Source organism: Pseudomonas sp. 15A4, assembly GCF_016925575.1.
Lineage (GTDB): Bacteria > Pseudomonadota > Gammaproteobacteria > Pseudomonadales > Pseudomonadaceae > Aquipseudomonas.
This window is the reverse complement of sequence record NZ_CP068986.1, coordinates 3,264,892-3,290,066: the sequence shown is the minus strand read 5'-3', so window position 1 is coordinate 3,290,066 and position 25,175 is coordinate 3,264,892. Positions and strand designations below refer to the sequence as shown.

Annotated in this window: 15 protein-coding genes and 5 pseudogenes; 9 read left to right on the top strand and 11 right to left on the bottom strand. The window is 61.5% G+C overall.

Features of this window, described 5'->3' with window-relative positions; all coding sequences use genetic code 11:
* Positions 1–26: 26 nt before the first annotated feature.
* Positions 27–1,223, bottom strand: coding sequence for a XylR family transcriptional regulator (locus JN403_RS14795; protein WP_205482965.1), 1,197 nt, complete (start codon positions 1,221–1,223; stop codon positions 27–29).
* 188 nt (positions 1,224–1,411) lie between these two features.
* On the opposite strand from JN403_RS14795, the gene xylA reads away from it, so the two are divergent.
* From xylA to JN403_RS14775, 4 genes and pseudogenes are all read left to right on the top strand, one after another.
* Positions 1,412–2,728 carry a xylose isomerase gene (gene xylA, locus JN403_RS14790; protein WP_205482964.1) on the top strand — a complete coding sequence of 439 codons (1,317 nt, stop codon included), beginning with the start codon at positions 1,412–1,414 and terminating at the stop codon, positions 2,726–2,728.
* 288 nt (positions 2,729–3,016) lie between these two features.
* Positions 3,017–4,018 (top strand): D-xylose ABC transporter substrate-binding protein, encoded by a 1,002-nt coding sequence (gene xylF, locus JN403_RS14785; RefSeq protein ID WP_122534585.1) that lies wholly within the window; start codon positions 3,017–3,019, stop codon positions 4,016–4,018.
* A gap of 133 nt (positions 4,019–4,151) precedes the next feature.
* Positions 4,152–5,738 (top strand): D-xylose ABC transporter ATP-binding protein, encoded by a 1,587-nt coding sequence (gene xylG / locus JN403_RS14780; protein ID WP_240356579.1) that lies wholly within the window; start codon positions 4,152–4,154, stop codon positions 5,736–5,738.
* Positions 5,735–6,870, top strand: a pseudogene (locus JN403_RS14775) (sugar ABC transporter permease). Before xylG ends, JN403_RS14775 begins: the two are co-directional and overlap by 4 nt.
* 169 nt (positions 6,871–7,039) lie before the next feature.
* On the opposite strand, the gene rlmKL reads toward JN403_RS14775, so the two are convergent.
* Positions 7,040–9,310 (bottom strand): bifunctional 23S rRNA (guanine(2069)-N(7))-methyltransferase RlmK/23S rRNA (guanine(2445)-N(2))-methyltransferase RlmL, encoded by a 2,271-nt coding sequence (rlmKL, locus tag JN403_RS14770; protein WP_205482963.1) that lies wholly within the window; start codon positions 9,308–9,310, stop codon positions 7,040–7,042.
* A gap of 570 nt (positions 9,311–9,880) precedes the next feature.
* Between rlmKL and JN403_RS14765 the strand changes: the two genes are divergently transcribed.
* Positions 9,881–10,096 carry a ribosome modulation factor gene (locus JN403_RS14765; RefSeq protein WP_074887169.1) on the top strand — a complete coding sequence of 72 codons (216 nt, stop codon included), beginning with the start codon at positions 9,881–9,883 and terminating at the stop codon, positions 10,094–10,096.
* Between the two features lie 154 nt (positions 10,097–10,250).
* On the opposite strand, the gene JN403_RS14760 is transcribed toward JN403_RS14765, so the two are convergent.
* Entirely contained in the window at positions 10,251–11,273 is a 1,023-nt protein-coding gene (locus tag JN403_RS14760; protein WP_122623139.1) for a quinone-dependent dihydroorotate dehydrogenase, read from the bottom strand.
* A gap of 275 nt (positions 11,274–11,548) precedes the next feature.
* Here JN403_RS14760 and JN403_RS14755 point away from each other — a divergent pair, with 275 nt between their 5' ends.
* From JN403_RS14755 to JN403_RS14740, 4 genes and pseudogenes are all read left to right on the top strand, one after another.
* Entirely contained in the window at positions 11,549–12,751 is a 1,203-nt protein-coding gene (locus tag JN403_RS14755) for a CmpA/NrtA family ABC transporter substrate-binding protein (RefSeq protein WP_240356984.1), read from the top strand.
* 12 nt (positions 12,752–12,763) lie between these two features.
* A complete protein-coding gene (locus JN403_RS14750; RefSeq protein ID WP_205482961.1) occupies positions 12,764–13,339 on the top strand; it encodes an ANTAR domain-containing protein in 576 nt (191 codons plus the stop codon).
* Positions 13,340–13,760: 421 nt separating this feature from the next.
* Positions 13,761–14,972: a nitrate/nitrite transporter gene (locus JN403_RS14745; protein ID WP_205482960.1), complete on the top strand. Its 1,212-nt coding sequence runs from the start codon at positions 13,761–13,763 to the stop codon at positions 14,970–14,972.
* A gap of 51 nt (positions 14,973–15,023) precedes the next feature.
* Positions 15,024–16,675: pseudogene (locus JN403_RS14740) on the top strand (bifunctional protein-serine/threonine kinase/phosphatase).
* A gap of 170 nt (positions 16,676–16,845) precedes the next feature.
* Here JN403_RS14740 and JN403_RS14735 read toward each other — a convergent pair.
* The 8 genes and pseudogenes from JN403_RS14735 to ppsA all read right to left on the bottom strand — a co-directional run bounded on the left by JN403_RS14735 (position 16,846) and on the right by ppsA (position 25,140).
* Entirely contained in the window at positions 16,846–17,880 is a 1,035-nt protein-coding gene (locus JN403_RS14735; protein WP_065988496.1) for an OmpA family protein, read from the bottom strand.
* A gap of 107 nt (positions 17,881–17,987) precedes the next feature.
* Positions 17,988–18,577 (bottom strand): annotated as a pseudogene (gene sigX, locus JN403_RS14730) (RNA polymerase sigma factor SigX).
* Positions 18,578–18,666: 89 nt separating this feature from the next.
* Positions 18,667–19,491, bottom strand: coding sequence for a mechanosensitive ion channel domain-containing protein (locus JN403_RS14725; RefSeq protein WP_122623142.1), 825 nt, complete (start codon positions 19,489–19,491; stop codon positions 18,667–18,669).
* A 2-nt stretch (positions 19,492–19,493) separates the two neighbouring features.
* Complete coding sequence (locus tag JN403_RS14720; RefSeq protein WP_122534576.1) at positions 19,494–19,763, bottom strand: CrfX protein; 270 nt, start codon at positions 19,761–19,763, stop codon at positions 19,494–19,496.
* An 86-nt stretch (positions 19,764–19,849) separates the two neighbouring features.
* A pseudogene (locus tag JN403_RS14715) lies at positions 19,850–20,843 on the bottom strand (zinc transporter ZntB).
* 45 nt (positions 20,844–20,888) lie between these two features.
* A complete protein-coding gene (gene rraA / locus JN403_RS14710; RefSeq protein WP_205482957.1) occupies positions 20,889–21,377 on the bottom strand; it encodes a ribonuclease E activity regulator RraA in 489 nt (162 codons plus the stop codon).
* A 224-nt stretch (positions 21,378–21,601) separates the two neighbouring features.
* Positions 21,602–22,593: pseudogene (locus JN403_RS14705) on the bottom strand (alpha/beta fold hydrolase).
* A 171-nt stretch (positions 22,594–22,764) separates the two neighbouring features.
* Entirely contained in the window at positions 22,765–25,140 is a 2,376-nt protein-coding gene (gene ppsA / locus JN403_RS14700; RefSeq protein ID WP_074887134.1) for a phosphoenolpyruvate synthase, read from the bottom strand.
* Positions 25,141–25,175: the final 35 nt, after the last annotated feature.

Below are 25,175 nucleotides of genomic sequence, written 5' to 3'. Positions count from 1 at the left end.
GACAGACGCGTCCCAAACGGGGCGCCCTAAAGCAAATCAATGAATCGGTGCGGCTTCGCCCTGCTGAAACTCGCGGGGGTGCAGCCGAATTCCCGGCGGAACACCGTGTGCAGGTATTGCGCGGATTTGAAGCCGCAGTTCTGCGCGATCTCGGCGATGGCCGCGTCACCGTGTTTCAGCCCTGAGGCGGCGGCCGTGAGTTTGAAACTGAGAATCTCGTCATGCACGCTGCAACCGCGTTCCTTGCGAAAGTGCGATTCCAGCGAAGAACGGGAAATGCCGACGTAGCCCGCGACCTGGGCGGTCTTGATGCCCTGGCAGGCGTACTGGCGAATGAAGTGCAGCGCCTGCATGACATACGGATTACCCAGCGGTTGATGCAGACTGGAGGCCTGAACGTTGATGGCCTCGGGCGGCACCAGAATCTGGCGGGCGGTCGAGGGCATGCCGTGGAGCATCTGGTGCAGCAACTGCGCCGCCGTTCGCCCCATGCTTTGCGTGCCCTGGGTCACCGAACTGAGGGGCACCCGCGTGAGGGTGCGGGTCAGCGGGTCGTTGTCGATGCCGATCAGCGCCACCTGCTCGGGCACTGCAATGCCCGCGGTCAGGCACGCCTGCAGCAACTGACGCGCGCGGGCGTCGCTGACGGCGATGATGCCGATGGGTTTGGGCAGGCTTTGCAGCCAGGTGATTTGCTGCTCCACGGCGCTGTCCCACATCGGCGCGCTGGTGCTCAGGCCGCGATAGACCTCGCCGTGCAAACCATCGCGCTGCAACAGCCGGCGGAAGGCTTTCTCACGTTCCTGGGCCCAGCGATTGCTCTGGGCTTCCGGCAGGCTGAAACAGGCGAAGCGCGTCAGACCGGCTTCGATCAGGTGCTCATAGGCCAGCTTGATCAGTGCGAAATTGTCCGTGGCGACGTAGGGAATGTGTGTCGGATAGGCCCGCTCGTCCTCGTAGGAACCGCCCACGGCCACCACCGGCAAAGTACTTCCGGCCAGCGCCTCGCCGATCAGCGGATCATCGAAGTCGGCAATGATGCCGTCGCCCTGCCAGCGCTCGATGCCTTTGAGCCGGCACAGAAAATCTTCTTCCAGAAACAGATCCCAAGAGGCCCGGGTGCTGCTCAGGTAGTTGCCGATGCCGGTGATGATGCCGCGGTCGTAGACCTTGCCGCCGTTGAACAACAGCGCGATGCGGTGAGCGGGCGGGACGGTTTTCATTATTGTTCCCCGGGCCTGTGAAGCGAGTCGGCACAGACTAGGCCTGCGCCGGGGGAATCTCAATACTCAAAATCGAACACCGAGTTGGTGATTTTCGCAATCGGCGCCGGCGGGGCCGTTGCTAGTATCGGGAGCAGCCAAGACAACAACGTGCAGAACGCCGCCGATAAAACAATAAGGAAACCCCGATGCCCTGCTTCCCCGATATCGAGACCATCCGCTACGAAGGCCCCGGCAGCGAGTCGCCCCTCGCCTTCCGCCATTACGACGCCGACAAAATTATCCTCGGCAAGCCCATGCGCGAACACCTGCGCATGGCCGCGTGCTACTGGCACACCTTCGTCTGGCCGGGGGCCGACATGTTCGGCGTCGGCACCTTCAAGCGGCCATGGGTCAAACCGGGGGACGCCATGGAGCTGGCGCGTTTGAAAGCCGACGCGGCCTTCGAATTCTTCTCCAAACTGGGCATCGACTATTACAGCTTCCACGACACCGACGTCGCCCCCGAAGGCGCCAGCCTGAAAGAGTACAGCCACAACTTCGCGCAGATGGTCGACGAACTCGAGCGCCACCAGGAACAGAGCGGCATTCAGCTGCTGTGGGGTACCGCCAACTGCTTCAGCAACCCGCGCTTCGCGGCCGGTGCCGCGAGTAATCCGGACCCGGAAGTGTTCGCCTTCGCCGCCGCTCAAGTGTTCAGCGCGATGAACGCGACCCATCGGCTCAAGGGCTCGAACTACGTGCTGTGGGGCGGTCGCGAGGGTTACGAGACGCTGCTCAACACCGACCTCAAACGCGAACGCGAACAGCTGGGACGGTTCATGGGCATGGTGGTCGAGCATAAACACAAGATCGGTTTTACCGGCGACCTGCTGATCGAGCCCAAACCCCAGGAGCCGACCAAGCACCAGTACGATTACGACACGGCGACGGTGTTCGGCTTTCTGCAGCAGTTCGGGCTGGAGAAGGAGATCAAGGTCAATATCGAGGCCAACCACGCCACCCTCGCCGGCCACAGTTTTCACCATGAAATCGCCACGGCGGCGTCACTCGGCATCTTCGGCAGCATCGACGCCAACCGCGGCGATCCGCAGAACGGCTGGGACACCGATCAGTTTCCCAACAGCGTTGAAGAGCTGACTTTGGCCACCTACGAGATCCTCAAGGCCGGCGGTTTCAAAAATGGCGGCTACAACTTCGATTCCAAGGTACGCCGGCAGAGTCTCGATGAGGTCGACCTGTTCTACGGCCACGTCGCGGCCATGGACGTGCTCGCGCTCTCGCTGGAACGGGCGGCGGCGATGATTCAGGACGATAAGCTGCAAGCGTTCAAGGACCAGCGCTACGCCGGCTGGGACCAACCGTTCGGGCGCGCCGTCCTGTCGGGGGATTTCAGCCTGGATGCCCTGGCGCAGCACGCCATGGACAACGAACTCAACCCGCAGGCCGTGAGCGGCCGCCAGGAAATGCTCGAAGGCGTGGTGAACCGGTTTATTTATCCCTGACAGGTGATGATCGCAAAGCTTCCCGGCTAAAGCCGGTCCCACTAAGGGCATGCGATGCTTTTCGTAGGACCGGCTTCAGCCGGGAAGAGACCAATGCGTGCAACATCCATCTTGCGGTGTGACGCCAACAGCTTCCCTGCTAAAGCCGGTCCTACTAAGGGAATAGCGTTGGTTACATTCTCACGACAATTCCCTGCTCGCGGCGCTCGGCCAGTATCTACAGTTCCACCGGCAAACCCCTACATGCTCGAAAAGTGTCTCTAAACAAAAATAACAGGACGCAACCCCATGAAGAGTTTCAAGACCACCCTGCTCGCCAGTGCCCTGGCCCTGCTCAGCCTGCCCGTCATGGCCGATTCGGCCCATCCGAAAATCGGCTTTTCCATTGATGACCTGCGCCTCGAACGCTGGTCCCGGGACCGCGACTACTTCGTCGCAGCGGCAGAGAAAATGGACGCCAAGGTGTACGTCCAGTCCGCCGATGCCAACGAAGGCAAACAGATTTCCCAGATCGAAAACCTGATCTCCCGCGGCGTCGATGTGATCGTCATCGTGCCGTTCAACGCCACCGTGTTGACCAACGCCGTCGCCGAAGCCAAGAAGGCCGGCATCAAAGTGGTGTCTTACGACCGGCTGATCCTCAACGCCGACATCGACGCCTACATTTCCTTCGATAACGAAAAGGTCGGCGAAATGCAGGCGGCCGGCGTGCTCAAGGCCGCGCCCAAAGGCAATTACTTTCTGCTCGGCGGCGCGCCCACCGACAACAACGCCAAGGTCCTGCGCGAAGGCCAGATGAAAGTGCTGCAGCCGGCCATCGACAAGGGCGACATCAAGATCGTCGGCCAGCAATGGGTCAAGGAATGGAACCCGACCGAAGCCCTGAGCATCGTCGAAAACGCCCTGACCAAAAACAGCAACAAGATCGACGGCATCGTCGCCTCCAACGACGCCACCGCCGGCGGCGCGATTCAGGCCCTCGCCGCGCAGAAGCTGGCCGGCAAGGTGCCGATCTCCGGGCAAGACGCCGACCTGGCAGCCGTCAAACGGGTGATCGACGGCACCCAGACCATGACCGTCTACAAACCGCTGAAACTGATCGCCTCGGAAGCGGCAAAACTGTCGGTGCAACTGGCGCGCAACGAGAAGCCTACCTACAGCTCGCAGTACGACAACGGCACCAAGAAGGTCGACACCATCCTCCTGACCCCGACGCCGCTGACCAAGGACAACATCGATCTGCTGGAGAAGGACGGGTTCTACACCAAGGATCAGATCGCGGGTAAGTAATGCATCAAGCTGAACAGGCCTGATTCGCCGCATTAATGCCAAGCCCTGTGGGACCGACGTGGTTCGGTGCCACGGGCTTTTGCACAAACCGGCCGAGCTGCACCCGTCTTCTGCTTCTGCGTGAGATCCCGCAATGTCCGATTACCTGCTGCAAATGAACGGCATCGTCAAATCCTTCGGCGGCGTCAAGGCGCTCAATGGCATCGACATCAAGGTGCGGGCCGGCGAATGCGTCGGCCTGTGCGGCGAGAACGGCGCTGGCAAATCGACGCTGATGAAAGTCCTCTCGGCGGTCTATCCCCACGGCACCTGGGAGGGTGAAATCCTCTGGGACGGCCAGCCGCTGAAGGCCCAATCCATCAGCGAAACCGAGGCTGTCGGGATCGTCATTATTCACCAGGAACTCACCCTCGTCCCCGACCTGTCGGTGGCCGAAAACATTTTCATGGGCCACGAACTGACCCTGCCGGGCGGGCGCATGAATTACCCGGCGATGATCCACCGCGCCGAAGCCCTCATGCGCGAACTGAAAGTGCCGGACATGAACGTGGCCCTGCCGGTATCGCAATACGGCGGCGGCTATCAGCAATTGGTGGAAATCGCCAAGGCGCTGAACAAACAGGCGCGCCTGCTGATCCTCGACGAGCCCTCTTCGGCCCTGACCCGCTCGGAAATCGAAGTCCTGCTGGACATCATTCGCGAGCTCAAAGCCAAGGGCGTCGCCTGCGTCTACATCTCCCACAAGCTCGATGAAGTCGCCGCCGTCTGCGACACCATCTCGGTGATCCGCGATGGCAAGCACATCGCGACCACGGCCATGGCCGACATGGACATCCCCAGAATCATCACGCAGATGGTCGGCCGCGAGATGAGCAACCTCTACCCCACCGAACCGCACACCGTCGGCGAGGTGATTTTCGAAGCGCGCCGTGTCACCTGCTACGACGTCGACAACCCGAAGCGCAAGCGCGTGGACGACATTTCATTCGTGCTCAGGCGCGGGGAAATCCTCGGCATCGCTGGCCTGGTCGGCGCCGGGCGCACCGAACTGGTCTCGGCGCTGTTCGGCGCCTACCCGGGGCGCTACACCGGTGAAGTGTGGCTGGACGGCAAAGCCATCGACACGCGCACCCCGCTCAAATCCATCCGCGCAGGGCTGTGCATGGTCCCCGAGGACCGCAAGCGTCAGGGCATCATTCCCGACCTGGGCGTGGGCCAGAACATCACCCTCGCCGTGCTCGACAGCTTCGCCCACCTGACGCGCATCGACGCCGAAGCCGAGCTGGGCAGCATCCACAAGGAAATCGCGCGCATGCACCTGAAGACCGCGAGCCCGTTCCTGCCGATCACCAGCCTGTCTGGCGGCAATCAGCAAAAGGCCGTGCTGGCGAAAATGCTGCTGACGAAGCCGCGGGTGCTGATTCTCGATGAGCCCACACGAGGCGTGGACGTCGGCGCCAAATACGAGATTTACAAACTGATGGGCGCGCTGGCGGCCAGCGGCGTGTCGATCATCATGGTGTCGTCGGAGCTGGCCGAAGTGCTCGGCGTCTCCGACCGGGTGCTGGTGATCGGCGAAGGTCAGTTGCGCGGGGACTTTATCAATCAGGGCCTGACCCAGGAACAGGTGCTCGCGGCCGCACTCAGCCAATCCGGCGACACTGCGTACAACAAAAACAATAACGACCGGCCCGGTGCTGTGGGAGACGCGCGTCAATGAATCAACTCAAGCAACTGTTCACCCGCTACAAAATGCTCGCGCTGGTGATCGCCATCGCGGTCATCTGGCTGTTCTTCAGTTGGGAAACCGACGGGGCTTTCTGACGCCGCGCAACCTGTCCAACCTGCTGCGGCAGATGTCGATTACCGGGATTCTCGCCTGCGGCATGGTGCTGGTGATCATCAGCGGCGAGATCGATCTGTCGGTGGGGTCGTTGCTCGGCCTGCTCGGCGGCGTGGCGGCGATTCTCGACGTGGTGTACCACGTGCCGCTGCCGCTGAACCTGTGCATCGTCGCCGGCTGCGGGCTGTTGATCGGCCTGGCCAACGGCTGCATGACCGCGTACCTGCGCATCCCGTCATTCATCGTTGGCCTGGGCGGCATGCTGGCGTTTCGCGGGATTCTGCTGGGGGTCACCGGCGGGACCACCATCGCGCCGGTGTCGCCGGAACTGGTCTACATCGGCCAGGGTTATCTGCCGCCAATGGTGGGCATCGTGCTTGGCGTGCTGCTCTTCGCCCTGACGCTGTTCCTGACCTGGCGTCAGCGCAGCAACCGCGCATTGCACGGGCTGGCCGCCCATTCGCTGGCTCGGGATGCAGTGCGGGTGGTGGCGATCGGTGCCGTCCTGGCCGGGTTCGTCTACACCCTGAACAGCTACGACGGGATTCCGGTGCCCGTGTTGCTGTTGTTGGTCCTGCTTGGCGTGTTCAGCTACATCACCAGCCAGACCGTGTTCGGCCGACGCATCTACTCGGTGGGCAGCAACATGGAGGCCACGCGCCTCTCCGGCATCAACGTGCAGGCCGTGAAGTTGTGGATCTTCGGCATCATGGGTGTCATGTGCGCCCTCGCCGGCCTGGTCAACACCGCACGCCTGGCGGCCGGTTCGCCGTCGGCAGGCAACATGGGTGAGCTCGATGCCATCGCTGCCTGCTTCATCGGCGGGACCTCCATGCGCGGCGGCTCGGGCACCGTCTACGGCGCCTTGCTCGGGGCCCTGGTCATCACCAGCCTCGACAACGGTATGTCCATGCTCGACGTCGACAGCTACTGGCAGATGATCGTCAAGGGCAGCATTCTGGTACTGGCGGTGTGGGTCGATGTCAGTACCCGGGCTGGGCGGCGTTAAGTGCAGACACCTGAATGTCTGTATTGGAAGCGAAATGGGTGGGAGCGAACGGAGGGGGCGCGTACGACCGAATGACCGCGTCGGACACGCCCCTTGTGGGAGCAAGCGTGCTCGCGAGGAGGCGGATACAGCCCTGCAGTAAAAGGGCTGTATCCGCCCTACCAAGCGGTTAACGCGCGGTGATTTTCCACGCGCGGTGGATCTTGCCGTTGCGCGCAAAGTCCGGGTCGACGGTGTGCTGGGTGATTTCCTCCACGGCGTAACGCTCCACCAGCGTCTCTTCGAGCTGGAATTTGCGGAAGTTGTTTGAGAAATACAGCACGCCGCCGGGCGCCAGGCGCGCCATCGCCAGGTCGATCAGTTGCACCTGATCGCGCTGCACGTCAAACACGCCTTCCATGCGCTTGGAGTTGGAGAACGTCGGCGGGTCGATGAAGATCAGGTCGTACTCTTCACGACTGGCCTCCAGCCACACCATCACGTCGCTCTGCTCCAGACGGTTCTTGTCCGAGAAGCCGTTCAGCGACAAATTGCGACGCGCCCAGTCCAGATAGGTTTTCGACAGGTCGACGCTGGTGGTGCTGCGCGCGCCACCCTTGGCGGCATGCACGCTGGCGGTCGCGGTGTAGCAGTAAAGGTTGAGGAAGCGCTTGCCCGCCGCTTCGCGCTGGATACGCATGCGCATCGGCCGGTGATCGAGGAACAGACCGGTGTCCAGGTAATCGGTGAGGTTGACCAGCAGCTTCACGCCGCCTTCGTTGACCTCATTGAACTTGCCTTGGGCGCTCTGGCGCTCGTACTGCTTGGTGCCACTCTGGCGTTCGCGACGCTTGACCACCACGCGGCTCTTGTCGATGCCCAGCGCCTGGGGAATGGCCGCCAGCGCATCGAACATGCGAATGGACGCTTTTTCCGGATCAATGGACTTCGGCGCCACGTACTCCTGGACGTGGACCCAGTCGTGGTACAGGTCGATGGCCATGGCGTACTCGGGCATGTCCGCATCGTAGACGCGGTAGCAATCGATCCCCTCGCGCTTGACCCATTTGCCCAGCGCCTTGACGTTCTTCTGCAGGCGGTTGGCAAACATTTGCCCGCCTTCGCTCAGGCGCGGTTGCTCAATGACCGGCGCAGGTGCGGGCGTCGGCTTGATCGGGTTGCCGTTCTTGTTGTACTGCCGCTCCGGGGCGATGTCCGGCGTCTGGTCATAAGCGGCTTGCTCACGCTCGGCCTGACGCTGCTCCGGGGTACGACGCTCGCCGGTCACGAACTGATCCGGCAACACTTTGATCAACAGCAGCTTGCACGGCAGTGCGCCGTTCCAGAACGCGTATTGCTTGTGGCTGCGAATGCCCATGCGCTTGCCCAGATCGGGCGCACCGGTGAACACCGCCGCTTCCCAGTTCAGGCAGGCCTGACGCAGGCGCTCACCGAGGTTCTGGTAGAGGTACAACAGGCTGGCTTCGTCACCGAGACGCTCGCCGTAAGGCGGGTTGCAGATCACCAGACCGGTCTGGTTCTGGTCGGGACGCGGCTCGAAGGTTGCCACTTCGCCCTGGTAGATCTTGATCCACTCGCTGAGGCCGGCGCGCTCGACGTTGTTGCGGCCCGGCTGGATCAGCCGCGGATCGGCTTCGTAACCACGAATCCACAGCGGCGGCTTGGCCAGACCCGCTTGCGCACGTTCCAGCGCCTCGTCATGCAGCTTGCGCCAGATCGCCGGCACGTGGCCCAGCCAGGCGGAGAAGCCCCAGCGCTCGCGCTTGAGGTTGGGCGCGATGTCGGCAGCGATCATCGCCGCTTCGACCAGGAACGTACCCACGCCGCACATCGGGTCAGCCAGCGCGCCACCCTCAGCGGCAATGCGCGGCCAGCCCGAGCGGATGAGGATCGCGGCGGCCAGGTTTTCCTTGAGCGGCGCGGCGCCCTGCTGCAAACGGTAGCCGCGCTGGTGCAGGCTGTGGCCGGACAGGTCCAGGGACAGAATCGCTTCGCCCCGGTCCAGACGCAGGTGCACGCGCAGGTCAGGATTGAGTTTGTCGACCGAGGGGCGTACGCCGTCTGCCGTGCGCAGGCGGTCAACAATGCCGTCTTTAACCTTCAAGGCGCCGAAATGGGTGTTATCGATGCCCGAACCGTGACCGCTGAACTCAACGGCCAGCGTGCCTTCCGCCTCCAGATGGTCCGCCCACTCGATGTCGTGAACCCCGTGATAAAGGTCCTCGGCGTCTTTCATCGGGAAACGCTTGAGCACCAGCAGCACCCGGTTCGCCAGACGCGACCACAGACACAGCCGGTAGGCGGTTTCCATGTCGGCGGTGCCACGGACGGCGGAAGTGTGTTCGCGGGTTTCCTCGAGACCAAGGGCGGTGGCTTCCTCAGCCAGCAAGCCTTCGAGCCCTTTTGGGCAGGTGAGGAAAAGTTCGTAACGGTCCGACATGAGTATTCCAGAGCCTAAGGCCATAGCGGCCGGACAACGCATTGTCCCGCCCGATTCCAACAGACGCCTTTCAGGGAGGACGCCTGCGCGGCACACAGTTTGTGCCTGTCCCTCGCACCGATACATTTCGAGTGCGACGGTCCGCCAGCACGTGAGCGCTGACGACAGATGATTAAAAAACGCTATTCAGCACGACGGCGGCGGCAATAAAAAGTCACATCGCTGACCCTTCGTCGTTTTTACGCTGGCTGCAAACGGCCAGCACTCTCAATTGCGAAACACTTGCACTGCCGCGCGAAAGCCCCGGTTCAAGGGGGCTCTCTGTCAAAACACCGCTGAAACGCATCAGTGCTTATGGTCGTAATGCCTGAATGGTTACGTTCTTATGACAAAACGATCATTCACAGCGTACCCCTCATTGGTTAGAAATCACCCAAGGTCATCGCCGCAACGGCGGTGGCCTCAAGCCCGCGACGCCGGCGGCGGGCCGCTAACGGCAGAAGATTTTCTGCCGGACCTCAACCTGAGGTCTCCAGGGACATTACAGTCAACAAACGAGGGCAACACCCTATGAGAAGACTTAAGCGTGATCCGATGGAAAGAGCATTTTCGCGCGGATACCAGTACGGCGTATCCGGTAAATCCCGTGAGCTTTGCCCATTTACTCTACCGTCAGTGCGTCAAGCCTGGATCAATGGCTGGCGAGAAGGACGCGGCGACAACTGGGACGGTATGACCGGCACTGCGGGCATTCACAGACTCAACGAACTTCACGCGGTCGGCTGACGCAACCCCCACGTTACAGCCTGACCTAAAGCTTCTTGAACTAACGTTTTTAAAACATCTGACCGCTTCACCGTAACCACGCACGTCCCACCCGGGCGGCGGGCCAAGGCCCAAGAGGGGTTCCAGTCGGAACCCCTCTTTTCGTTTCAGATGATTATCGAGACATTGCTGCGATAGCGTCCACCGACTGGCGAATCAGCGCCGGCCCCTTGTAGATGAAGCCCGAATAGATCTGCACCAGACTCGCCCCTGCGGCGATTTTCTCGGCCGCGTGCCTGCCCTCGGTGATGCCGCCGGCCGCAATGATCGGCAACCGCCCACCCAACTCAGCGGCCAGCACCTTGACGATGTGCGTGCTCTGCTCGCGCACCGGCGCGCCTGACAGGCCACCCGCTTCATCGCCGTGGGGCAGACCTTCCACGCCCTTGCGGCTGAGGGTGGTGTTGGTCGCAATCACCGCGTCCATCCCCGACTCCAGCAACGCGCTGGCCACCAGCACGGTCTCTTCGTCGCTCATGTCCGGGGCAATCTTGATGGCCAGCGGCACGCGCTTGCCATGAATCTGAGTCAGCGCATCCTGACGCACCCGCAGGGCTTCCAGCAGTTGCTTGAGCGAATCACCGAACTGCAGGCTGCGCAGGCCCGGTGTGTTGGGCGAGCTGACGTTGACGGTGATGTAACTGGCGTGGGCGTAGACCTTGTCCAGGCAGATCAGGTAGTCGTCGACAGCGCGCTCGACCGGGGTGTCGACGTTCTTGCCGATGTTGATGCCCAGCACGCCGTTGTACTGCGCGGCCTGCACCCGACTGACCAGATTGTCCACGCCCAGGTTGTTGAAGCCCATGCGATTGATGATGGCATCCGCATGGGGCAGACGGAAAATGCGCGGTTTCGGATTACCCGGCTGCGGACGCGGCGTGACGGTGCCGATCTCGACAAAACCGAAGCCCAGCTGGGAAAAACCATTGATGGCCGCGCCGTTCTTGTCCAGCCCCGCCGCCAGCCCGACCGGGTTGGGGAAGCGCAGGCCCATGACGGTCACCGGCAACTGCATCGGCGCCTTGTTGAACAGGCCGTTGAGCCCCAGACGCCCGCCCGCTCCGATCAGGTCGATGGACAGATCGTGGGAAGTTTCCGGGGAAAGTTTGAACAGTAACTGGCGGGCCAGGTTATACATGGGCGGGCGCGGCTCGTTTGCGGCTGGGATCAGCGGCGGATTATAAACGCCGCTGCAGGGTAGCGCGAGGCATGTCGAGAACTTTGCTTACAACCTCGGCTCCCGCTGGCATATGGCTTGCTTGGCGTCCTGTATCGACTCGATCCAATGGCGGAGCGAGACACAGGACAATGACGTCGCTGTCGCCCCGGTTCAACCTGGGCGAGGCGACGTTTTTTTGGACGATCGGCAGCGCAGTAAGGCGCTTCGGCCTGCACCCGGAATGGGACTCATGAATCACACGCTCACCCCCGCTGACGTGGGTCGACGGCAGCGATGCACCCGAACTGGCCAGCGTCGACCTTGGCTTCATGGCGCTCACCGACAGCGCTTCGCTGATCGTCGCCGCGACCCAAGGCTTCGCCCAGCCCTACGGCCTTCATATCAACCTGCACCGGCAGACGTCGTGGGCCAACCTGCGCGACAAGCTGGTGAGCGGCGAATTGCACGCGGCCCACAGCCTCTACGGTCTGGTCTACGCCGTCCAGCTGGGGCTGGCCGGACCGGCGAAGGACATGGCGGTGCTGATGGGGCTGAACCAGAACGGCCAGAGCATCAACCTGTCGCGGTCACTGCAGGACGCCGGCGTGACCACTCCTGATGCACTGGACCGGCGCACGCACCAAAGCGACTCAAAACTGACCTTTGCCCAGACCTTCCCCACCGGCAATCACGCCTTGTGGCTGTATTACTGGCTCGCGAGTCAGGGCATCCATCCGTTGCGCGACGTCGACAGCGTGGTGGTGCCGCCGCCGCAGATGGTCGAGCACTTGCAGGCCGGACGCATCGACGGCTTTTGCGTCGGCGAGCCGTGGGGCGCCAGCGCAGTTCAGCAGAACCTGGGCTTCACCCTGGCGACCTCCCAGGCCATCTGGCCGGATCACCCGGAAAAGGTGTTGGCGTGCGGCCTGGAATTCGCCGAGCAGTACCCGAACACAGCACGGGCGCTGGTGATGGCCGTGCTTGAAGCCAGTCGCTTCATCGAAGAGAGCACCGACAACCGGCGCAGCACCGCGCAACTGCTCAGCGCCGCCGAGTACGTCAATGCACCGGTGGGCGCCATCGAATCGCGGCTGCTCGGCGAATACGACGACGGGCTCGGCAACCAGTGGCACGACCACCACGCCATCCGCTTCCACGTCAACGGCCAGGTGAACATGCCTTGGCTGTCCGACGGCATGTGGTTCATGACCCAGTTCCGCCGCTGGGGCTTGCTGCGTGAAGACCCCGATTACCTCGGCGTCGCCCGCGGCGTCCAGCAATTGGGGCTGTACCGCCAGGCCGCCGAGGCGCTGGGCATTGCCGTACCGCCTTCGCCCATGCGCAGCAGCCAGTTGATCGACGGCAAAATCTGGGACGGCAGCGACCCGGCGCGTTACGCCCGCAGCTTCAAGCTGCACGCGCTGGCCGATGCGGCCCTCATTCATGCTGATCGCTGAGGAGACGCCACCATGCTGCGAATCCTGCTGATCAACGACACGCCCAAAAAGGTCGGGCGCCTTAAGGCCGCGCTGACCGAAGCCGGTTTTGAGGTGATCGACGAATCCGGGCTGATCATCGACCTGCCCGGCCGGGTCCAGGCCGTGCGGCCGGACGTGATTCTCATCGACACCGAATCGCCGGGCCGTGACGTGCTGGAGCAAGTGGTGCTGGTGACCCGCGATCTGCCGCGGCCGATCGTGATGTTCACCGACGAGCACGACCCTGTTGTGATGCGCCAGGCGATCAAGTCCGGGGTCAGCGCCTACATCGTCGAAGGCATTCATGCGCAACGCCTGCAGCCGATTCTCGACGTGGCCATGGCGCGCTTCGAAAGCGATCAGGACCTGCGCGCGCAACTGCATGCCCGCGACCAGCAACTGGCGGAACGCAAACGCATCGAAACGGCCAAGGGGCTGTTAATGAAAATGAAGCAGTGCAACGAAGAAGAGGCCTACACCCTGATGCGGCGCCAGGCCATGAGCCGACAGCAGAAGCTGATTCAAGTGGCGGAGCAGATCATTGCCATGAGCGAGTTGCTGGGCTGAGCGCATTCAGTCTCGGACGACCTTGGCGTAACTGACTACACCCACTCCTGTGGGAGCCGACTTGCCGGCGAACCCATTGTGTCAGCTGGCATCTGCGCCGCTGACCCCCGCTTTCGCCAGCAAGCCGGCTCCTACGCAAAATGCGCAGGGCCGGCCCGGTTGATCCGACCAGGCGTCTGGCGCGCATCTGGCCCATGTATTGCTACGTACACATCACAGGTAGCCAACGGCGGTTGCCCACTCACGACAAAGACGTCGCACCCCTTCGCGAAAGCGCACAGGGCTGCGGCGTTTTTTCGTTTTTGCCCTGAACACGTCGGGCGGGTGGAGTGCCGGTCTGGTGCTTCGCCTGCAAGACCTGACCCGTAGCGGTGCGAGCAATCTCTCGACCGAACACGAATCCCTGCAGATGAGGTGTTAGATGAACACGAGTTTCTGGAAAGCCGGCCATAAACCGACATTGTTCGCAGCGTTCCTGTATTTCGACCTGAGCTTCATGGTCTGGTACCTGCTCGGCCCCATGGCCGTGCAAATCGCCGCCGATCTGCACCTGACCACCCAGCAACGCGGCCTGATGGTCGCGACGCCGATTCTGGCGGGCGCCGTGCTGCGTTTCATCATGGGCATGCTCGCCGACCAGCTGTCGCCCAAGACTGCCGGAATCATCGGACAGGTCATCGTCATCGCCGCGCTGCTGGGCGCCTGGCAGTTGGGTATTCACAGCTATGAACAGGCGCTGCTGCTGGGCGTCTTCCTCGGCATGGCCGGCGCGTCCTTCGCCGTGGCGCTGCCGCTGGCCTCCCAGTGGTACCCGCCGCAGCACCAGGGCAAAGCGATGGGCATCGCCGGTGCCGGCAATTCGGGCACCGTGTTCGCGGCCCTGATCGCACCCGTACTGGCGGCCAGCTTCGGCTGGAACAACGTGTTTGGCTTTGCCGTGGCGCCGCTGCTGTTGACCCTCATCGCGTTCTCGCTCATGGCAAAGAATGCCCCCGAACGGCCCAAAGCCAAATCCATGGCTGACTATTTCAAGGCCCTGGGCGACCGCGACAGCTGGTGGTTCATGTTCTTCTACAGCGTGACCTTCGGCGGCTTCATTGGCCTGGCCAGCGCCCTGCCCGGCTATTTCAACGATCAATACGGCCTGAGCCCGGTGACCGCAGGTTACTACACCGCCGCCTGCGTCTTCGGCGGCAGCATGATGCGGCCACTGGGCGGCGCCCTCGCCGACCGCTTCGGTGGGATTCGCACGCTGTCGGGCATGTACGCCGTCGCCGCCATCTGCATCGCCGCCGTCGGGTTTAACCTGCCCAGCTCATGGGCCGCACTGGCGCTGTTTGTCGCGGCCATGCTCGGCCTCGGTGCCGGTAACGGCGCGGTGTTCCAGCTGGTGCCGCAACGCTTTCGCAAGGAGATCGGCGTGATGACCGGTCTGATCGGCATGGCCGGCGGCATCGGTGGCTTCCTGCTCGCCGCCGGGCTCGGCGCGATCAAGCAGAACACTGGCGAGTACCAACTGGGCCTGTGGCTGTTCGCGTTCCTTGGCGTGCTGGCCTGGTTCGGCCTGATGAACGTCAAGCGTCGCTGGAGAACCACCTGGGGCTCGGCCGCGGTCACCGCCGCCCGTGTCTAGGCCGTGAGCGTCAATCCGCCGCTGACGCCGGTCGCGCCCACTGCGACCGGTTTGCAACTGCGCGTCGCCGAATTCAGCGCCACCGGGCCGCGGGCGGAGAATCAGGACGCCCTTCGCGTGGTCACTCCTGCTCCGGCGCTGGCCGCCAGCAAGGGTTATCTGTTCGCCCTCGCTGACGGCGTCAGCCAGTGCGCCGATGGCGGTCTGGCCTCCCGGGCCACGCTGCAAGCGCTGGCAATGGACTACTACGCGACGCCGGAAACCTGGAGCGTCGCCCAGGCCCTTGACCGCCTGCTGCTGGCACAGAACCGCTGGCTGCTGGCCAACGGCTTGTTGACCACCCTCAGTGCGCTGGTCCTGCGCGGGCGTCGCTTTACTCTCGCCCACGTCGGCGATTGTCGCGTGTATCGCTGGCACTCAGGGCTGCTGCAGCGAATCAGCCAGGACCATGTCTGGGAACAGCCGGACATGCAGCATGTGCTGAAACGGGCGCTGGGCCTGGATCAATACGTGGTCATGGATTATCGGGACGGTGAGCTGCGCATCGGCGAGCGGCTGCTGCTGGTCAGCGACGGCGTGTGGGCAACATTGGGCGATGACCGAATCGGTTCGATCCTCAACGAGCGGGCCGATCTGGACACGGCCGTCAGAACGCTGGTCAACGCCGCGCATCTGTCTGGCAGCGCCGATAACGCCAGCGCCTTGATGATTCAGGTCGATCAACTGGGCTCGGACAGCCTGGGCGAGACGCTGTTGCAACTGCAGCAGTGGCCAGTCCCACCCCTTCTCAAGGCAGGCCAGATGTTTGAAGGCTGGCAGGTCGAAACGCGTTTGAGCGACTCGCGACAATCGCTGCTCTACCGCGTACGCGACAGTCAACAGCAACCGTGGTTACTGAAGACGCTGCCGCCCTCACGGGTTGACGAGGCCGGCGCGGCGGAGGCCTTGCTGCTCGAAGAGTGGTTCGTGCGTCGCGTCGCCGGTCGCTTCTTTCCCGAGCTTCACCCCTCGGCCAGCGCCAGCATCTGTATTACGTGATGCGCGAGTATGCCGGCCATACCCTGGCTGACAGCTTCGATCAGGAAGGGCCGATGGCGCTGTCACCGTGGTTGAATCTGGCCCGGGAACTGATCGCAGCCGTCGGCCTGCTGCACCGGCGCAACCTCATTCACCGTGACATCAAGCCGGAGAATGTGCTGCTTGAGGAGGCGGGAGGTGTGCGCATTCTGGATTTCGGTCTCGCCTACAGCCCAGGTCTGTCAGTGGATCAAGCCAGCGACGTGCCCGGCACCCCCAGCTTCATGGCGCCTGAAGCTTTCGAAGGCGCAGAACCCAGCCCTGGTTTCGACCTGTATGGCGCCAGCGTCACGCTGTATTTCCTGCTGACCGGTCACTATCCCTACGGCGAAGTCGAGCCCTTCCAGCGCCGGCGCTTTGGCAATCCGTTGCCCGCCAGTCGTTACCGTCCAGATGTGCCGGAATGGCTGGACCAGCATCTGCAACGCGCCCTGCAGGCTGATCCGCTGAAGCGCTTCGAAACCGCCGAGCACTGGCTCGTGCACTTTAAACAGGGCGAGCTGGCGCCGCGGAACCAACGTACTACGCCGCTGCTGGAGCGTGAGCCGCTCAAGGTCTGGCGCACAGTCGCACTGATCTCGCTGATGATCAATCTGGTTTTGTGGGTGTTGCTGTTCAAACGCTAGTACGGACTTAGTCGTTTGAGGGCACCGACTTAGATGGATCCGCATTGATGAAATTTTCTTGGCTTAGACACCCAGGCAGGGGCTTCGCAGGCGACAGGATCGCAGCCGGGGTTAAATCGCAGGCAAAGAAAAACCCGGCCGAGGCCGGGTTTTTCGTGAAGCGAGGCTAATTACTTAGCTTGGGCTTCTACTTGTGCTTCTACACGACGGTTTACAGCGCGGCCAGCGTCAGTTGCGTTGTCAGCAACTGGACGGGATTCGCCGTAGCCAACCGAGTTTACGCGGTTGGCGCCAACACCGTACTGGTTAACCAGAACTTGCTTAACGGCGTTTGCACGACGCTCGGACAGCTTCTGGTTGTAAGCGTCAGGACCGACGGAGTCAGTGTGACCTTCAACAGTGGTGGTGGTTTGTGGGTACTGCTTCATGAAGTCAGCCAGGTTCTTGATGTCGCCGTAGCTGTTTGGCTTCACAACCGACTTGTTGAAGTCGAATTTAACGTCCAGCTCAACGCGAACGACTTCAGCAACAGCTGGGCAGCCGTTAGCGTCTACAGTCACGTTTGCAGGGGTGTCAGGGCACTTGTCAACGTTGTCGCAAACGCCGTCGTTGTCGCTGTCGGAGCACACTTCAGCTACTGGAGCCGGTGCTGCTTCAACTTTCTTCGAACCGCCGCCGAAGTTCACACCAATACCGACGCTTGGCGCCCACTCGGTGTCGCCCTGGTCGATGTTGTACTGAGCTTCAACGCCAGCACGGGCATAGAAGTTGTCAGTGAAGTACAGCTTGGCACCGCCGCCGATGTTGGCAAAGGTGGAGCGGTTACGACCGTTGCTGCCGTTCTGATCGATGCTCTGATCGGAGAAACCAGCCGAAACGTACGGACGCAGCATGTCGCCTGGGTTGTTGAAGTGGTACAGAGCGTCCAGAGCGGTGTTCGCGCCCTTGATGTTCTGGCCATTGTCGCTACGGACGTTGTGCACTTCGTCATAGCCCAGACGCAATTCAACGTCGTCGGTCAGGAAGTAGCCAACAGAACCGCCGAACAGGTTGCCGTCGTTTTTGAAGTTACGAGCGCTGTCGAACTGTTCTTTCTTGGCGAAGCCTTCGATTTCGACTGCGCCTTGGCCTTGAGCCAGAGCGCCGAACGAAGTTGCGGCAACAATAGTACCAATGGCCAAGCCCAAGGTGTTTTTCAGTTTCATCCGTTAAATCCCCATCTGGTGATTGTAAAGCAGTCCCCCTTAGCGAGAGACAACTCGTCGGCAAGTCTATCAGAACTTGCCTGCTCGTTAGAGATATTTGCACCGAGTTAAGTTTCGGTAACGCCTGCAAATTTCTCACGTAATTTATCAAGTGCCCGCTTGTAACGCATTTTCGTGGCACTCAGGCCCATGTGCATGATGTCTGCGATCTCCTGAAATTCCAGCTCTGCGACAAATCGTAGCACCAGAATTTCCCTGTCGATCGGATTCACATGCACAAGCCAACGATCAAGCCCGCCCTTTTCTTCTGGTTTTGGCGTCTTTTCTTCCGACGCTTCCTCGAGGGGTCAAGACTCAAAGCGTCCAGCAACCGACGCTTTCGCCGCTCCTTCCTGTACTGCGTGATGCATTCGTTGTACGTGATGCTGTAGAGCCAGGTTTTGAACTTCGATTTACCCTCGAAGTTCTTCAAGCCATACAACACCTTAAGCATCACTTCCTGACAGACATCATCAGCATCGCGATCGTTCCCCAGATACCGTGCGCAGACGTTAAAAAGTGTCCGCTGGTAACGACGCATCAGCTCCTCATAGGCACGCGTCACATGAAACAGCTCGGCGTGCGAACGCGCAACCAGCTCCTCATCGGAGAGCTCGCGTGGGTCGTAGCGCAGAGAGGGCGATTGAGCGTTATTCAAAACAAGTCGTGCCGACAGTCGGATAGATGTCCGCCGCACCCGGAAATCGCCCGGGTTTTGCGGCGGCATACATTAGCAGATTCGCCGGCTCAACGGCTGCTCACTCGCTGCTCGAGGAGGATCCGGTTGGACAAAGACACCAACTCTCCTTCCTCGGTCAGCAGGGTAGTCTTCACCGTGCCAATTTCTTCGATCTGCCCTTCGACCTCACCCACACGCACCTGTTGCCCTACCTGGTACAGCTCTCGTACATAAATTCCTGCGAGGATCTGGCTCGCGATTTCGCGGCTGCCGAGTCCCATGGCCAGCGCAACGGCCAGACCAACGGTAATCAATGCGATAACAATCACATGGTTCAGCAGGTCAGTTTTGACCTCGAGCTGACTGATCGCTACCGAAATACTGATGATGATCACCAGCCACTGGGCGATTCGCCCCAGGCCGGCCGAGTAATCCAGCCCCACCCCTTCGGCGGCGCCCCGCACAATACCGTTGACCAGTTGCGCCAGCAATACACCCACAAGGAGCACCAGCGCGGCGCCGAAAACTTTCGGCAGGTACAGCGCCAGCATGTCCAGCGTTGCCGACACCCGCTCCAACCCGAGCGATTCTGCCGCCGACACCAGAAAAATCAAGAGCACGAACCAATACACGATCTTGCCGATCAGCGTCGAAATCGGGACTTGAACCCCCGCGCGACTGATCAGCTTGGTCAACCCGGTGCCACCCATCAGGCGGTCCAGACCGAGTTTGGCCAACAACTTGGAAAGCAGGGTATCGAGCAGCTTTGCCACCACGAAACCCAAAAGCACTACCACCAGCGCGCCGAACAGATTCGGGATGAAGTTCGCGACTTTGGTCCACAACGCAGTCATTGCAGTAACCAGGCTCTGCGTCCAGAGATCCAATTCCATATTCAATCAGCCTTGTCTTGTGCACCGGTACCGGTAAACGTAGTACCGGCACGGGTCGCCTTGCGGCGGGAAACAGGTGAAACGTGAGCGGAGCCATTGTTCAGGGCGATCATCAAAGCCTGCGTGCAACGACCCAGAAGACTGAACAGATCACCGGCGCCCACCTGACGGTTGGCGGTCTTCAACACTCGGCCCAGAACGGCATCATCGTCCCGGCTGCTGGACGAAGCATTGAGCATGTCTCGCAGTGATTCTTCAAACGGGTCGTGCATAGGCACCTCACGCAATGTCACTGGAAGACGCATCCCATTCTGCCGGAGTCACACGACACACACGAACGCCTCCCGATTTTTTACGCTCACACCCACCGCAACCGCTTGAACAACCACGTCTGGCCGACGGCCACGATGAGCATCAAGCCGCAGGCATACAGAAATCCATAGGGATTTTCCGACCCGGGGATGCCCCCACGTTGATGCCCAGCAAACCTGTCAGGAAGGTCATCGGCAGGAAGATGCCGGTGATGACCCCAAACCGATACATGGTCCTGTTCATCCGCTCGTTGAGGCGCCTGTCTTCAGCCTCAAGCACCAGCCCCACTCGCTCTCGGGTCAATTCCAGCTCTTCGAGGTAGCGCGTCAGGCTGTTGTTCAATTCGTTCCAGTAATCCGCATCGTCCTCCACGAACCACGGCATCTTGCTGCGCGTCAGCTGTGCGTAGATTTCGCGCTGAGGCGCCAGAAACCGACGCAGTCCCGCCGCTCGTCTGCGGATGTGCACCATGTTGCCGTGCTCGGGCAGATACCGCTCGTCGGCATCTATGCGTTCTTCCATGTCATCGACCAGTTCGGTCAGCTCGCTGACCACGGCCTGAACCTTGTCAGTCAGAAACTGGGCCAGATACAGCAGCAGTTCCGACGCCGTTTTCGGTCCCTTTCCTTCATTCAATAACGAGATCAGTTCATCGGTTGCCCGCAGCGAGCGCAGGCGCAACGAGATAACGCGCTGGGCGGCGGCAAAAATGCGCACCGACACCATGTCTTCCGGCTCGGCCCCCGGGTTCAGGTTGATCCCGCGCAGGAACAGCAGCAATTCGTTGTCCGGCAAAGCCAGCAGCCGCGGCCGGGTGTTCTCTTCCAGCATCAGGTCGCAGACGAACTCGCTCAGACCGCTGGTCTTGCGCAACCACGTCTGGGTCTGCGGATGGCTGCGGTCCCAGTGGAGCCACACGCTTTCGTGGGGCTCCAGTTGCAGACCATCCAGTTCAGTCCGGGGATTGAACGCGCCCCACCCTTTCCGTCCAACACGAGGGCGTGAACCAGCCCCCACTGCGCGTTTGTTTCGTCGAACATTCGTATCCTTGCTGAGTGAATCGCCAGCAGCCCGAAGAAGGCCGGTCAGTCGGGCATCGTCAGCGCGCTAGGCGAGACGATGATGCCGTTGTTGTCGGCATAGATGAATTCGCCCGGCTTGAACGTCACACCGCCGAAGGTCACCACCTTGTTCAGGTCACCGAGGCCACGCTTTTCGGTCTTGAGCGGGTGACTGGCCAGTGCCTGCACACCGAGGTCGGTCTGTGCCAGGACATCGACATCGCGCACGCAGCCAAAAATCACCATGCCCTCCCAACCGTTTTTCGCTGCCTTTTCGGCGATCATGTCGCCGAGCAGTGCGCAGCGCAGCGAGCCTCCGCCGTCCACGACCAATACTTTGCCGTGTCCATCCTGTTCGGCCTGCTCGCGCACCAGGGAATTGTCTTCGAAGCACTTGAGCGTGACGATCTCGCCGCCAAATGAATCTCGGCCACCGAAGTTGCTGAACATCGGCTCCACCACCTCAACCAGGTCAGGGTAGGCGTCGCACAAGTCCGGGGTGATGTAATGCATGGGTAACTCCTGTCAGGAAAGCTCTGTGATGAGGGTCAACCGCTACGAGGATAAACGGCTTGTCTGAACGGCGGACGTTCCACGCGCGTCGCTTCCTTATATAGCACCTACAGAGCAAAAACATTCTGACCAGCACGTCGCCACCGGCCATCCGGTCCCGGTGTTGAGAATGGGTGCAGCTTAGCGCCAAGTCAGCGCCCAAGGAATGGCTGCGCCGGTGACAATCACGGAGTCGCGATCATGTTCAGCGTTGATTCAGTCTTTACCGCAGCGACATGACGGTTCAGCCAGTCGGCTACGCGCGGCCACACCTGGGTTTGCGCGGCTTTGCTGACCAGCATCGGCACATGGCCGAAATCTTCGCGGAAGCCGTGCTCGCGGCCGAGGACGAGAAATGCCTTGTCGTCGCTGCCGAACTGCTCGAACAGCTCGCGGCAGGCCCATTCCGGGTCCTGATGATCGCCAGCGCCCGCCACGCACAGCAGCGGGACCGTGACCTGTTGCAGCCCGGCCCACCAGTCCTCCCGCTTGTGCCCGAAACGGCCGAACAGGCCATGCCAGCGCATGCTTTCCAGAAGGACGCCCATGGGCTCATCTTCTGGACCGCGCTTGAAACGCGGGCCTGACACGTGCTCGAAGCGCTTGAGCAGCAGCCGTGCAGCCCATTGCAGCGGTGGCACTTTCAGCGGCCAGTGGCTGCGGGTGACCTGACTGCCGAACAGCGCCACCGAGGCCGCATCGTCCGCCGTCAGGTACTGCCCGCCGAATGCTGCGGCCAGGGTCGTGCCGCCTAGGGAGTGGCCGATCCAGTGGGGCGCCTCGCCGGTCTGCTCGCGCACGAACGCCGCGATGGCCGGCAGATCAAAGCGTGCGTAATCGGCCACGCAATTGGTTTTGTACGCACTGTTGCGCGCCGACAGGCCATGGCCACGCATTTCCGGTATCCATACGTCGAACCCGGCACGGGCCAGATAGGCGCCCAGGCCGATGCCTTTGGGGAGTACCAGAAGCGTCGATTGGAAAAACTGCCATGCAGCAAGACCACCGGTACGCCCCGGGCATCCGGTGCAGCCACGAGCCCCAGACGGGTGACGGCGATTTCGACGGTAAAGTCCGGGCTGTTGCCGGGTTTCAAACGGTAGACGTCCTCGGTCAGGTCGCCACGACGCTCGGCACTGATCAAGGCCACGGGAAAGAGATGACTGCTGCTTTGCATGGTGCTCTTGCTGGACGCTCTAGGTGGGTGGGGAAATGGCGGTTGGGCGGAACAGCAGGTTGACGCTGCCAGCGCGCCAAAAATCACCCACAAAAAAGGGCGGATTCGTCAAAAACCGCCCTTTCGGGAAACCGGCCCATGGAAACGGGCCGGCATCTTACTCGATCTGCATCAGGTGGGAGCGTCCTCTTCGGACAGGAAGAACCAGGTCTCCAGTACCGAATCAGGATTGAGGGACACGCTTTCGATGCCCTGCTCCATCAGCCAGCGCGCCAGATCCGGGTGATCGGACGGGCCCTGGCCGCAGATGCCGATGTACTTGCCGGCCTTGTTGCAGGCCTGAATGGCGTAGGACAGCAGCTTCTTCACCGCAGGATTACGCTCGTCGAACAAGTGGGCGATGATCCCGGAGTCACGGTCCAGGCCCAGGGTCAGCTGGGTCAGGTCGTTGGAACCGATGGAGAAACCGTCGAAGAATTCGAGGAACTCATCGGCCATCAGGGCGTTGGACGGCAGTTCGCACATCATGATCACGCGCAGACCGTTCTCGCCACGGGCCAGACCGTTTTCGGCGAGCAAGTCGATGACCTGGCTCGCTTCGCCCAGGGTGCGGACGAACGGCACCATGATTTCGACGTTGGTCAGGCCCATCTCATTGCGCACGCGCTTGAGGGCGCGGCATTCCAGCTCGAAGCAGTCGCGGAAGTTTTCGCTGATGTACCGCGACGCGCCACGGAAGCCCAGCATCGGGTTTTCTTCTTCCGGCTCGTAAAGCTTGCCGCCGATCAGGTTGGCGTATTCGTTGGACTTAAAGTCCGACAGCCGCACGATGACTTTCTTGGGCGAGAACGCCGCCGCCAGGGTGCTGATGCCTTCCACCAGCTTCTCGACGTAGAAACCGACCGGATCGTCGTAGCCGGCGATGCGCTTGTCGACGCTTTCCTTGATGTCCTGAGGCAGGTTGGCGTAGTTCAGCAGCGCCTTGGGGTGCACGCCGATCATGCGGTTGATGATGAATTCCAGGCGCGCCAGGCCGATACCGGCGTTGGGCAACTGGGCGAAGTCAAAGGCGCGATCCGGGTTGCCGACGTTCATCATGATTTTGAACGGCAGATCAGGCATGGCGTCGACGGAGTTCTGCTTGATGTCGAAGCCCAGCTCGCCCTCGAAAATGTAACCGGTGTCGCCCTCGGCGCAGGACACGGTGACGCCCTGACCTTCCTGCAACAGCTCGGTGGCGTTGCCGCAACCCACTACCGCCGGGATACCCAACTCGCGAGCGATGATCGCCGCGTGGCAAGTGCGTCCGCCACGGTTGGTGACGATGGCGCTGGCGCGTTTCATGACCGGTTCCCAGTCCGGGTCGGTCATGTCGGAGACCAGCACGTCGCCGGGCTGGACCTTGTCCATCTCGGACACGTCCTTGATGATCCGCACCTTGCCGGCGCCGATGCGCTGGCCGATGGCGCGGCCTTCCACCAGAACGGTGCCCTTCTCTTTCAACAGATAGCGTTCCATGACATTGGACGAGGTGCGGCTTTTTACGGTTTCCGGACGCGCCTGCACGATGTAGAGCTTGCCGTCATCGCCGTCTTTGGCCCACTCGATGTCCATCGGGCACTGATAGTGCTTTTCGATGATCATCGCCTGGCGGGCCAGGTTGCTGACTTCCTCGTCGCTGAGGCAGAAACGCGCGCGGTCCGCCAGGTCGACGTCGATGGTCTTGACCGATTTACCGGCCTTGGCCTCTTCGCCGTAGATCATCTTGATTGCCTTGCTGCCGAGGTTGCGGCGCAGGATCGCCGGGCGGCCGGCTTCAAGGGTGTTTTTGTGAACGTAAAATTCGTCCGGGTTGACCGCGCCCTGGACGACGGTCTCGCCCAAGCCGTAGGCGCCGGTGATGAAAACCACGTCGCGGAAACCGGATTCGGTGTCCAGGGTAAACATGACGCCTGCGGTGCCGGTTTCGGAACGCACCATGCGCTGCACGCCAGCGGACAGCGCCACCAGCTTGTGGTCGAAGCCTTGGTGCACACGGTAGGAAATGGCGCGGTCGTTGAACAGCGATGCGAACACCTCTTTCGCCGCGCGGATGACGTTTTCGACGCCACGAATGTTCAGGAAGGTTTCCTGCTGGCCGGCGAAGGAAGCGTCCGGCAAATCTTCTGCGGTGGCGGAAGAGCGCACGGCCACGGCGATGTCCGGGTTGCCCGCCGAGAGCTCGGCGAAGGCGGTGCGGATTTCGGCGTTGAGCTTTTCGGGGAATTCAGCCTCCATGATCCACTGACGAATCTTGGCGCCGGTTCTGGCCAGCTCGTTGACGTCGTCGACATCCAGCGCGTCGAGGGCCTGATGGATCTGATCGTTCAGGCCACTCTGCTCGAGGAAATCACGGTAGGCCTGAGCGGTCGTGGCAAAGCCACCGGGAACGGACACGCCTGCACCCGCCAGGTTGCTGATCATCTCGCCGAGGGATGCGTTCTTGCCCCCCACGTGCTCAACATCATGTTTGCCGAGCTTATCGAGGGAAACTACGTACTCTACCAAGGTGATCTCTCCACTAACCGGTTATTGTTGGAAAC

Bases quoted from the DNA above. Each gene is read 5' to 3' on its own strand.
- JN403_RS14760 (WP_122623139.1), bottom strand. From the start codon at position 11,273: ATGTATAACCTGGCCCGCCAGTTACTGTTCAAACTTTCCCCGGAAACT.
- JN403_RS14735 (WP_065988496.1), bottom strand. From the start codon at position 17,880: ATGAAACTGAAAAACACCTTGGGCTTGGCCATTGGTACTATTGTTGCC.
- JN403_RS14745 (WP_205482960.1), top strand. From the start codon at position 13,761: ATGAACACGAGTTTCTGGAAAGCCGGCCATAAACCGACATTGTTCGCA.
- JN403_RS14720 (WP_122534576.1), bottom strand. From the start codon at position 19,763: ATGCACGACCCGTTTGAAGAATCACTGCGAGACATGCTCAATGCTTCG.
- JN403_RS14795 (WP_205482965.1), bottom strand. From the start codon at position 1,223: ATGAAAACCGTCCCGCCCGCTCACCGCATCGCGCTGTTGTTCAACGGC.
- JN403_RS14725 (WP_122623142.1), bottom strand. From the start codon at position 19,491: ATGGAATTGGATCTCTGGACGCAGAGCCTGGTTACTGCAATGACTGCG.
- rlmKL (WP_205482963.1), bottom strand. From the start codon at position 9,310: ATGTCGGACCGTTACGAACTTTTCCTCACCTGCCCAAAAGGGCTCGAA.
- xylA (WP_205482964.1), top strand. From the start codon at position 1,412: ATGCCCTGCTTCCCCGATATCGAGACCATCCGCTACGAAGGCCCCGGC.
- rraA (WP_205482957.1), bottom strand. From the start codon at position 21,377: ATGCATTACATCACCCCGGACTTGTGCGACGCCTACCCTGACCTGGTT.
- JN403_RS14765 (WP_074887169.1), top strand. From the start codon at position 9,881: ATGAGAAGACTTAAGCGTGATCCGATGGAAAGAGCATTTTCGCGCGGA.
- xylF (WP_122534585.1), top strand. From the start codon at position 3,017: ATGAAGAGTTTCAAGACCACCCTGCTCGCCAGTGCCCTGGCCCTGCTC.
- xylG (WP_240356579.1), top strand. From the start codon at position 4,152: ATGTCCGATTACCTGCTGCAAATGAACGGCATCGTCAAATCCTTCGGC.
- JN403_RS14750 (WP_205482961.1), top strand. From the start codon at position 12,764: ATGCTGCGAATCCTGCTGATCAACGACACGCCCAAAAAGGTCGGGCGC.